Below are 10,455 nucleotides of genomic sequence, written 5' to 3' on the forward strand. Positions count from 1 at the left end.
CGGGTGCTCCGGGGGCGGGTGCTCCGGGCGCGGGTGCTTCGAGGACGGGCGTTTCGGGTCTGGGGGCGCTGGGCGCCCGGGCGGGCTGCGACCCGGGCGCCGCCGCGACCGACCGCGGGCGCGCTGCGGCGGACGGGAACCCGCGGGAGCCGTCGGGAGGCTTGCCTACGGTGACCGCGGTGCGTGGCTTCGGCACGCAGCCGCCGGCCCCACCGCCCGCCGAGACGGGCTCCCCGCGGGCCTGGTCGCCGACCTCGACGCCGTATCCGCTGCCCGCGGACTCCGACGGCGGCGGCTCCGACGGCGGCGGCTCCGACGGCGGCGGCTCGAACGCCGCGCCGTTCGCCGCGCCGTTCGCCGACGTCCTGACTGGTCGTTCGGCGCCGCGGGGGCGTCTGGTCGCTCCCGGTCGCCCGGTCGTTCTCGGTCACCGGGTCCTCCTCGCGAGCATCCTGGTCGCGGGTCTGCTGGGTGGGGGAATCGGTGCGCTGCTCGTCTCGATGACCGAGCGCGGCAGCGACCAACAGGCGTCGGCGGCCCTGCCGGTCGGTACCGCCGCGCCCAGCTCCGACCGCAGGTCGGTCGCGTCGATCGCAGCAACGGCTCTGCCCAGTGTGGTGACGATCGATGCCGGTGGCGGGGGGGACGGTGATGCCGCGGGTACCGGCTCCGGGGTGATCATTAGCCCGGAGGGGTACATCCTGACGAACAACCACGTCGTGGCGTCCGCGGTCGCCGCCAGAACTCCGATCTCCGTGCGCCGCTACCAGGAGTTCGGCCAGGTCCGGGCCGACCTGGTCGGGCGGGATCCCAAGACTGACATTGCCGTCCTGCGGATCCCGGCCCCGCAGCCCCTGCCGGCGGTGACGCTCGGCCAGTCCGGCTCGCTGGTCGTGGGAGCGCCGGTGGTTGCCATCGGGGCGCCGTTCGGCCTCGCCGGCACCGTGACGACCGGCGTCGTCAGCGCGCTCGACCGCAATCCCATGGTCCCGGCCGAGAGCGGCACCGACCCCACGGTGCTCATCGGGGCGATCCAGATCGACGCGGCGATCAATCCGGGCAACTCCGGTGGTCCGCTGCTCGACGGCCTCGGCCAAATGGTGGGGATCAATACCGCGATCGCCGCGGTGCCCGGCCATGAGTCCCAGAGCCAGAGCGGCAGCATCGGCGTGGGGTTCGCCATCCCGATCGACTTCGCCCGCTCAGTCGCTCAGGAGATCATCTCGACCGGTCGGGCGACCCACCCGTACCTCGGCGTGTCAGCCGCGACCGTCACCGCCGGCCAGGCGAAGGCCATGGGGACCACGTCGGGTGCCCGCGTCGTCAACCTGGCGCCCGGTGGCCCCGCCGAGCGCGCCGGGCTGCGCGTCGGCGACATCATCACGCGGGTGGAAACCAGGGTTATCAGCGGGATGAACGACCTCATCGTCGCAGCCCGGCTCCACCGGGTAGGTGACCGGGTGTCGGTCGCCTACGAACGCGCCGGTGCCACCGCGACCACCCAGCTGACACTGCAGGAACAACAGCGCTGAGCCGCAGACATCTTTTCGTTGCCCACGAGCTCCTTGCCCGCAACACCGGGAGAGGTACGCTCAGCGCGTGTTCAACGGTGTCGGGTGGGGTGAAGTCGTCGTCTTGTTTCTGATCGGGCTGTTCGTCTTCGGCCCGGACAGGTTGCCCAAGGCCGCCAGGGACGCGGGCCGCGTGCTGCGTCAGCTGCGTCAGCTGGCCAACGGCATGCGTAACGATCTCAGGTCCGAGCTGGGCCCGGAATTCGCCGATCTGGATATCCGGGACCTGCATCCCAAGACCTTCGTCCGCAAGCACCTGTTCGAGGACGATCCGGTTCTGCCGCCATACCTCACCAAGCGGACCTCGCTCGACTCGCTGCTCCTCGGTGACGATCCGCCCGCGGCGCCGTCACTGACCAAGTCCTCGCTGCCGAGAGATCCCGCGGCCAAGGATCCGGCTCGTCCCGGCGCCGAGGCCGCGGTTCCGGCGGCGCCGCCCGGTCCGGTGTCTCCCATGCTGTCGAAGGTCTCGCCGAGCAAGGCGTCCGCAGCCCGGGCCGTGCCGGGGCAGCCGGCACGGAGCGACGGCCCGGCGACAGAGGTGCCCTTCGACTCGGACGCCACCTGAGGTTCGGTGCCACCTGAGCCGGACTCGGTGCCGCCTGAGGTTCGGCGCCGCCGCCGGCTCGGTGCACCCGCCCCGGGGCGGGGCCAGCCGGGGCCGGGCTCGCGTCGATCAGGCTGCGCGAACCCGGACGGACGGCCGATCGTAGGTGTTCAGCGCCCCACCGGCGTGAGGTTGAGGCTGCGTCCGGCGAGCCCACGGGAGCGGTAGGTGAGCCGGCCCGCCACCGCGTGCAGGGCCTTGCCCGCCTCGCTGTCCGGCTCGCCGATGACCAGCGGCACGCCGTTGTCGGCGCCTTCCCGGAGCCGGACGTCCACCGGGATCTGGGCCAGCAGCGGTACGTCATGACCGAGCACCCTGGTCAGCCGCTCGGCCACCGCCGCCCCGCCGCCGGAGCCGAACACGTCGACCCGCTCGCCGCAGTGCGGGCAGGGCAGCCACGCCATGTTCTCGACGACCCCGACCACGTTCTGCCGGGTCTGCACGGCGATGGTCCCGGCCCGCTCGGCGACCTCGGTGGCCGCCAGCTGCGGGGTTGTGACCAGCAGCAGTTCGGAGGACGGCACCAGCTGGGCCAGGGAGATGGCGATGTCACCGGTGCCGGGCGGTAGGTCCAGGAGAAGGACGTCCAGGTCACCCCAGAAGACGTCTGACAGGAACTGCTCCAGGGCACGGTGCAGCATCGGTCCGCGCCAGGTCACTGGCTGGTTGCCGCGCGTGAACATCCCGGTGGAGATGACTCGCACCCCGTGTGCCTGGGGCGGCATGATCATCTTTTCGACCTGGGTGGGCGGGCGGTCGATGCCCAGCATGCGGGGCACGGAGTGCCCATAGATGTCGGCATCGAGCACACCGACCGACAGGCCCGAACGGGCCATCGCGGCGGCCAGGTTCACGGTGATCGAGGACTTGCCGACGCCGCCCTTGCCGCTGGCGACGCCGTAGACCCTGGTGGTCGAGCCTGGTTGGGCGAAGGGAATCGCTTTGGGGGCGTTGCCCCCCCGCAGTTTCGCGTGCAGGGCACCGCGTTGCTCGTCCGACATGACCTGCAGATCGACGCGGACCTCGCGGACGCCCTCGACCGCGCTGACGGCTCGACTGACCCGATTGATGATCTCGTCGCGCATGGGGCAGCCGGACACGGTGAGCAGGACCCCGACGTCGACCGAGCCGTCGTCGAGCACGCGAACCGACGAGACCATGTCCAGCTCGGTGATGGGACGACCGATCTCGGGATCGTGCACCGTCGCCAGAGCCGACTGGATCGCGTCGGGGGAAGGTCGGGATAGGGACAAGGGAAACCTCAGTCACAGGTTGGTATCAGGTGCGGCCCGCCGGGCCGCCTGTGGGTCCACGATAGCCCGCGGGGGACGTGACGGCGCCGGCTCACGCTTCCCGGTCCGCCGAACACGGCGGACCGGGAAGCGTGAGCCGCCCTGTCGGCTTCACGACGGGTGCGGAGCGTGCCCATCGTCATGACCAGAGGTGATTGTGTCCTGGTATGTACCTGGTATGTGTCCCGGTGGCGGAGACGGCTGCTTGGGACGGTTTTGCGGGCGGGCCGCGACGTAGGCTGATCGTGCGGGGGCGGGAGGACGCGATGGCAGTCGAAGAGATTTTCGGCGCCAGCTCCGAGACCGGCGAGGACCGGGTCGACGAACATGGGATGCGGGCCTGGCGTGAGCTGCTGCACGCCCATGCCCACGTGACCCGGGTCCTCGAGGCCGAGCTCGAGGCGGCTCACCGGCTTCCCCTGGCCTCGTACGACGTGCTGGTCCAGCTCGCCGAGGCCCCGAACGGCGAGTTACGGATGAGCGAACTCGCCCAGGCGGTGCTTCTCTCCCGCAGCGGTCTTACCCGGTTGGTCGACCGGCTGGAACGGGAGGGGCTGGTCGCCCGGCGGTCCTGCCCGTCGGATGCCCGCGGCACGCTCGCCACCCTCACCCCGCGGGGGCTCGACCGGTTGCGGGCGGCCTCGGGCACCCACCTCAAGGGGGTCGCCCGGCACGTGCTCTCCCACTTCAGCCGAATCGAGCAGGACCTGCTCGCCGAGCTGCTGGGCCGGCTGAGCCCGCCGAGGCCGGGCGGCAACGGCCGGGGGTGCGACGCGAACGCCTGAGCGGCCACGGCCTGCCGGCAGCGCGTGGCCGGCACCGCACCACGGCCGGTCATCCGGACGCGGTGATCGGGACCGCCCCCCGCGCGGTGGAGATCAACGCCTCGTACGCCTCCCGGGAGGTGGTCTCGGCCCCGAGCCCCTGGGGTTTGCTGGCGCCGTGGAAGTCACTGGAACCGGTCGCCACCAGCGAGAGCTCGGCAGCGAGGCCACGTAGCCGGCGCCGCGCGACGGGTAGGTGATCGGGATGATCGACCTCGATGCCGGTCAGGCCCGCCTTCGCCATCGCCTCGATCACCTCGGGACCGACCGTGACGCCGCGCCTGCTCGCGAACGGGTGCGCGAACACGCTCACCCCGCCGGCGCCGTGGATGAGGCGAAGCGTCTCCCAGACGTCCGGCTGCTCCTTGCCCACCCAGTACGGTCCGCCCGCGCCGATCCACCGGTTGCTGAACGCGGCCACCACCTCGGGGATCAGCCCGGCCTCGACCATGACCGCGGCGATGTGGGGGCGGCCCACCGTGCCGGCAGCCAGCTCCAGGACCCGTTCCCAGCGCACCGGATGCCCGTCCGCGGCGAGTCGATCGACCATCCGACGGGCCCGGGTGGCGCGATGTTCCCGCACCCGGGCCCGGGCCGCCGCGAACGCCGGCTCGGCCGGGTCGAACAGGTAGGCCAGCACGTGCAGGGATACCCATGCACCTGCCACCTCGACCTGGCAGGAGATCTCGGCACCCGGCACCAGGGTCAGCCCGGCAGGCAGGGCCGCAGCCGCGCGGCCGATGCCCGCGATGGTGTCATGGTCGGTGAGCGCGATGATCGATAGGCCCTGCCCGGCTGCGAGCCGGACGAGGTTCTCCGGTGACTCCAGGCCGTCCGAGGCGGTCGAATGGGTGTGCAGGTCGATGGCCACCCGCTTCATAATGCTTCATAGTGGCAGCTTTTCGCCGTGCGGCGATGATGTGGGCGGCAGGCGGTGGCGAGACGGCGGTGCGGGCCGTGGTGGTGGGCGACGGCGGGCGGCAGGGAGGCCTACAGGTCCAGACCGGTCAGGACCAGCACCCGGTCCTCGGTGAGGTCGGTCATGGCCGAGCGGACCCCCTCCCGCCCGATGCCGGAACCCTTCGTCCCGCCGTAGGGCATCTGGTCGGCCCGGTACGACGGGACGTCGCCGATGACGACCCCCCCGACCTGGAGCTCCCGGTGGGCGCGGAAGGCGGTGGCCAGGTCGTGGGTGAACACCCCGGCCTGCAGGCCGTAGGCGCTGTCGTTGATCCGGGCGAAGCCCTCGTCAACGCCGTCGACCGCCGCCACGACGATCACCGGGCCGAAGACCTCCTCGCTCACCACCTTGGCGGTGGGCGGAACGCCGGTCAGCACGGCCGGGCTGAGACTCGTGCCGTGGCGCGTCCCACCGCAGACGAGTGTCGCCCCTGCCTCGACGGCCTCGGTGATCCACGCCTCGACCCGTTCCGCCGCCGCAACGTCGATCAGCGGCCCCACGTCGGTGGCCGGGTCGGCCGGATCCCCGTCGTGCAGCGCCCGCACGGCGGCGACGATCTCGGCGAGCAGCTCGTCGACGATTGTGCGGTCGGCGTAGACCCGCTGCACGGCGATGCACGACTGGCCGGCCTGGTAGTTGGCGAACAGGGCGATGCGGCCGGCGGCCCGGGCCAGATCGGCGGGGGCCGCGTAGTCGGCGGCGACCAGCACCGCCGCGTTCCCGCCGAGTTCGAGGACCACATGCTTGCGGGGGACCGTGTCGCGGATGGACCAGCCCACCGGGCCGGAGCCGGTGAAGGACACCACGGGCAGCCGAGGGTCCGCGACGAGCGGGCCGAGGCGGTCGTTGGGGATCGGGAGGACCGACCACGACCCCTCGGGCAAGCCGGCCTCGGCGAGCAGGTCGCCGAGGAACAGCGCCGACAGCGGCGTGCGCGGGGCCGGCTTCACGATGATCGGCGCGCCGACCGCCAGCGCCGGCGCCACCTTGTGGGCGACCAGGTTGAGCGGGAAGTTGAAGGGGGTGATGCCCAGCACGGGCCCGCGGGGGAAACGCCGGGTGAGCGCGAGCCGTCCCTCCCCGGGGGGATCGGTGTCCAGCCTGGTCAGCTCCCCGGCGAAGCGCCGGGCCTCCTCCGCCCCCCAGCGGAAGGTGGAGCTCGCCCGGGCCACCTCGGCACGCGACCAGGTCAGCGGCTTACCGCTCTCCGCGGTGATGAGACGGGCCAGTTCGTCGCCCCGACGGGCGATCTCCTTCGACACGCCGGCGAGCGCGCCGGCGCGGACGTGGGCCGGCAGCGCCGCGAACGCCGGGGCGACCGCCGCCGCGGCGGCCACGGCCGTCTCAACCTGGTCGGGGTCCGGCTGCGCGACGACGGCGACCTCCGCGCCGTCGAACGGGTGCCGAACGGTGGTCGTCGCCGACCCGGTGGCCGGCTTACCCGCCAGCCAGAACGGCGTCGGCTCGCTCATCGCGCGGATGACCGGTCGGTGCGGGCGGCCACCGGGCCGCCTGCCGTCGAGCCGCCTGCCGTCGTCATCACCATCGAGCTCATTCTAGGCGCCCGCGCGGGCGGGGTGCCTGCGGCGCGCCCGGTCCCGCCCGAGGACCACCGACCGGATCCCGGCGGCGGGGGACGATGGCCGGTCCGGTCCGGTCCGGTCCGGCCCGCGGCGCGGGCGGCGTGGCCCGGGCCGTGGACAGGTACGTGCGCGCATACGATCAGGTAGGAGCCGACGATGACCATTCCTAACCCGGCGGCGACCGGAATCGGCCTGCCCGCCACCGGCGGCCCGCGGCTGCCCCAGGAGCCGCGTCTGCACACCGAGATCCCCGGCCCGCGGTCCCGGGCACTCGCCGCGCGCCGCGTCGGCGCCGTGGCCCGGGGGGTCGGTGAGACCCTCCCGGTCTACGCGCACGCGGCGGGCGGCGGGGTCGTGGTCGACGTGGACGGCAACTCGCTCATCGACTTCGGTTCGGGGATCGCGGTGGTCAGCGTCGGCAACGCTGCGGACGGGGTCGTCGGGGCCGTGCGCGAGCAGATCGGCCGGTTCACCCACACCTGCTTCATGGTGACGCCGTACGAGGGCTATATCGCCGTCTGTGAGGCGCTGAACCGGCTGACGCCGGGTACCCATGAGAAGCGCTCGGCATTGTTCAACTCCGGAGCGGAGGCCGTCGAGAACGCCGTCAAGATCGCGCGCAGCGCGACCGGCCGGGGCGCGGTCGTCGTCTTCGAGCACGCTTACCATGGCCGGACGAACCTGACGATGGCGATGACCGCGAAGTCGATGCCCTACAAGAGTGGGTTCGGGCCGTTCGCGCCCGAAGTCTACCGGATGCCGCTGGCGTATCCCTACCGCTGGCCGACCGGTCCCGACCGCTGTGGGGAGGAGGCCGCCGAGCGGGTGATCGAGCTCGTGCGGGACGAGATCGAGGCCGCGTCCGTCGCCGCGATGGTCATCGAGCCGATCCAGGGGGAGGGCGGTTTCATCGTCCCCGGGACCGGGTTCCTGCCCCGCCTCGCCGAGTTCTGTACGGTCGCGGGGATCGTGTTCGTCGCGGACGAGGTGCAGACCGGGTTCGCCCGGACCGGGACGATGTTCGCCTGCGAGCACGAAGGCGTCGTCCCGGATCTCATCACCACCGCCAAGGGCATCGCCGGCGGCCTGCCGCTCGCGGCCGTCACCGGCCGCGCGGAGATCATGGACGCCCCCCAGGTCGGCGGGCTCGGCGGCACCTACGGGGGGAACCCGGCGGCCTGCGCTGCGGCTCTCGCCGCGATCGACCTCATCGAGTCCGAGGAACTGGCCGGCCGGGCCCGCCGGATCGGCGAGATCGCCCTGCCCCGCCTGCACGCGTTGCGCGAGCGGTACGACTTCGTCGGGGATGTCCGGGGGCGGGGCGCGATGGTCGCCCTGGAGCTGGTCCGGGGCGCCGGCGACGACAGTCCGGACAAGGTCCTCACCGCCGCCGCGGCCGCCGCCTGCCATCGTCGCGGCCTGATCGTGCTCACCGCGGGCACCTGGGGCAACGTGCTCCGGCTGCTGCCACCGCTGGTGATCGAGGAGCCGTTGCTGCTGGCTGGCCTCGATCTCCTCGACGAGGCGTTCGCGGAGCTCGCGGCGCGCCGTCAGTCTCCCTCCCCGGCCCGCCCGGAGGGGTGACGGCCCGCCCGGAGGGGTGACGGAGGGGTGGTGCACCCGGCTGTTCGGCATATCTGCCGAGGTCGGACGATTGCGGGTGGAAACCTGGTGGGGCGATTGCGGGTGGAAAGCCGAGGGCATACCCGTGCCGGAGTGCCGATGTTCGGCGACATCTCCACCTACGCCAGGAGGCGCCCGGTGACCATTGCTGCGGCCTGCCCGCGCTGTCTCGGACCGCTGCGTCCACCCGATCTGTGGAGCAGTCAGTGGCGGTGCGACGATCACGGGGAGGTGAGTCCCTACCGCACCGCCGTGTCGTCGCGGGAACAGGCGCTCCACGCGCTGTCGAAGACCTCGACGGTCCCGATCTGGTTGCCGCAGCCGATGCCGGTCCACTGGTACGTCAGCGGCGTCGGCTGGGCCGGTGACGAGCGTACCGGGCCGCGTGCCACGGCAGTCGCCGCCGCCGGGCCCTCTCCGTTGGGCGGGCCGGCCGAGATGGTGCTCGTCGCAGAGGCGCCTCGGGTGGGACTCGGCGCCCGGCTCGCGGGCATCAGCGGTCCCGATCCCGAACCGCTGCCCGGCGTACCGGAGGCGAAGGTAGAGGCCGCCGGGCATCCCACCGCGCTGTGGCCGCTGGTCGTACCCCCCGATCGGGCGGCGTTCGTCGGGGAGGCCCGGGGGGTGTGGCTGTGGCTGGTGCTCTGGCCGGCCGACGCGGCCCTGCTCCTGCTGGAACACCTCGTGCTGCGGGACCTGCGCGACGATCCGCAGCTCGGCGAGCGGTCGTTCTTCGGTGCATCGAGCCAGCACCTGTCCGCGGGGCCGCTGCCCGGGCGGTGAGCCGCCATGGTCACGCATCCCCGGCCCCGCATCCCCGGCCGTTGGGGGACCTGCCGCACCCGCCCGTAAGCTCGCTCACCATGACGGACGCCGCTGCCCCCCGCACACCCTCCCGGGGAAGCCTCGGTACGGTGGCGCCGCAGCCGCTGCGGGTCGAACCCGCCGAGGTCGACCGCAACCGGCTGGCCGTGATCGTCAACCCGAGCGCGGGTCACGGGCGGGCGATGCGGATGCTCGACGGCGTCCGCGCCGAGCTCGCGCGCTGGGCGCGGGACGTCCGGGTCACCCCGACCCGCGACCTCGCCCACGCGGACGATCTCGCGGCGGCGGCCACCGCCCAGGGCCGGGTCGTGGTCGCGCTCGGGGGCGACGGCCTAGCCGGCGCGGTGGCAGGGGGGGTGGCCCGCTGCGGCGGCGTGCTCGCGGTGCTCCCCGGCGGGCGCGGTAACGACTTCGTGCGTGGTCTCGGCTTGCCCCGCGACCCGTGCCGCGTCGCGGCCGGGCTTGCGCACGCCCGGGAACGCCGGGTCGACCTGCCCGAGGTCGGCGGCCGGCCGTTTCTGGGGATCGCGAGCGTCGGCTACGACTCCGACGTCCAGGTGATCGCCAACCGGACCCGGTTCCTGCGCGGCCAACAGGTCTACACCTACGCGGCGCTGCGGGCGCTGGCCGCCTGGCGCCCGGCGCGCTTCACGGTGACGGTGGACGACCTCGCGCCTCGGGACCTGGTCGGGTGGACGGTTGCGGCGGCGAACTCGGCGTACTACGGTGGCGGGATGCGGTTCGCCCCCGGGGCGGACATCGCCGACGGGCTGCTGGACGTCCTGCTGATCTCGCGCACCTCCCGCCTGACGTTCCTGGCGCTGTTCCCGCGGGTGTTCTCCGGGCGTCACGTCGACACCCGGCACGTGCGGGTGCTGCGGGCCCGGTGGGTGCGCATCGAGGCCGACCGGCCCTTCGCCGTCTACGCCGACGGCGATCCGCTGGCGTCGTTGCCGGCGGAGATCGTCGTGCGCCCCGGTGCCCTGCGGCTGCTCGTGCCGGTTATTCCGGCGTCCTGAAGCCGGATTCCGGCGCCGGGCGGTCGGGTTCGGCCGCTGTGGATTCGGCCGCTGTGGATTCGGCCGGGTCCGCGGTCTCTGGCCTCGGCGTGGTCTCGGGTGTCAGCGTGATCTCGGGGGTCGCGTGATAGTCGATGCGGCCGGCTGCCT

General features: G+C 73.1%; 9 protein-coding genes. 6 read left to right on the forward strand and 3 right to left on the reverse strand.

The window, feature by feature from the left end; genetic code table 11:
- Together AC08OO_RS19815 and tatB are read left to right on the forward strand one after the other, a co-directional pair.
- A partial coding sequence (locus AC08OO_RS19815) for a S1C family serine protease (RefSeq protein ID WP_476618874.1) occupies positions 1–1,532 on the forward strand: 1,532 nt, incomplete at its 5' end.
- Between the two features lie 67 nt (positions 1,533–1,599).
- Complete coding sequence (tatB, locus tag AC08OO_RS19820; RefSeq protein ID WP_476611216.1) at positions 1,600–2,139, forward strand: Sec-independent protein translocase protein TatB; 540 nt, start codon at positions 1,600–1,602, stop codon at positions 2,137–2,139.
- Between the two features lie 149 nt (positions 2,140–2,288).
- On the opposite strand, the gene AC08OO_RS19825 is transcribed toward tatB, so the two are convergent.
- Positions 2,289–3,431: an Mrp/NBP35 family ATP-binding protein gene (locus tag AC08OO_RS19825; RefSeq protein ID WP_476611217.1), complete on the reverse strand. Its 1,143-nt coding sequence runs from the start codon at positions 3,429–3,431 to the stop codon at positions 2,289–2,291.
- 305 nt (positions 3,432–3,736) lie between these two features.
- On the opposite strand from AC08OO_RS19825, the gene AC08OO_RS19830 reads away from it, so the two are divergent.
- Complete coding sequence (locus tag AC08OO_RS19830) at positions 3,737–4,255, forward strand: MarR family winged helix-turn-helix transcriptional regulator (protein WP_476607101.1); 519 nt, start codon at positions 3,737–3,739, stop codon at positions 4,253–4,255.
- Positions 4,256–4,304: 49 nt separating this feature from the next.
- On the opposite strand, the gene AC08OO_RS19835 is transcribed toward AC08OO_RS19830, so the two are convergent.
- Together AC08OO_RS19835 and AC08OO_RS19840 are read right to left on the reverse strand one after the other, a co-directional pair.
- Positions 4,305–5,174, reverse strand: a complete 870-nt coding sequence (locus AC08OO_RS19835) for a PHP domain-containing protein (RefSeq protein ID WP_476618875.1) — start codon at positions 5,172–5,174, stop codon at positions 4,305–4,307.
- 110 nt (positions 5,175–5,284) lie between these two features.
- Positions 5,285–6,727 (reverse strand): aldehyde dehydrogenase family protein, encoded by a 1,443-nt coding sequence (locus AC08OO_RS19840; protein WP_476611220.1) that lies wholly within the window; start codon positions 6,725–6,727, stop codon positions 5,285–5,287.
- A 267-nt stretch (positions 6,728–6,994) separates the two neighbouring features.
- Here AC08OO_RS19840 and gabT point away from each other — a divergent pair, with 267 nt between their 5' ends.
- From gabT to AC08OO_RS19855, 3 genes are all read left to right on the forward strand, one after another.
- Entirely contained in the window at positions 6,995–8,422 is a 1,428-nt protein-coding gene (gabT, locus tag AC08OO_RS19845; RefSeq protein ID WP_476611221.1) for a 4-aminobutyrate--2-oxoglutarate transaminase, read from the forward strand.
- 177 nt (positions 8,423–8,599) lie between these two features.
- Complete coding sequence (locus AC08OO_RS19850) at positions 8,600–9,244, forward strand: DUF6758 family protein (protein ID WP_035941931.1); 645 nt, start codon at positions 8,600–8,602, stop codon at positions 9,242–9,244.
- A gap of 80 nt (positions 9,245–9,324) precedes the next feature.
- Positions 9,325–10,305 (forward strand): diacylglycerol/lipid kinase family protein, encoded by a 981-nt coding sequence (locus tag AC08OO_RS19855; RefSeq protein ID WP_476611222.1) that lies wholly within the window; start codon positions 9,325–9,327, stop codon positions 10,303–10,305.
- Positions 10,306–10,455: the final 150 nt, after the last annotated feature.

The sequence above is a fragment of the Frankia sp. CeCAU1 genome (assembly GCF_977971845.1).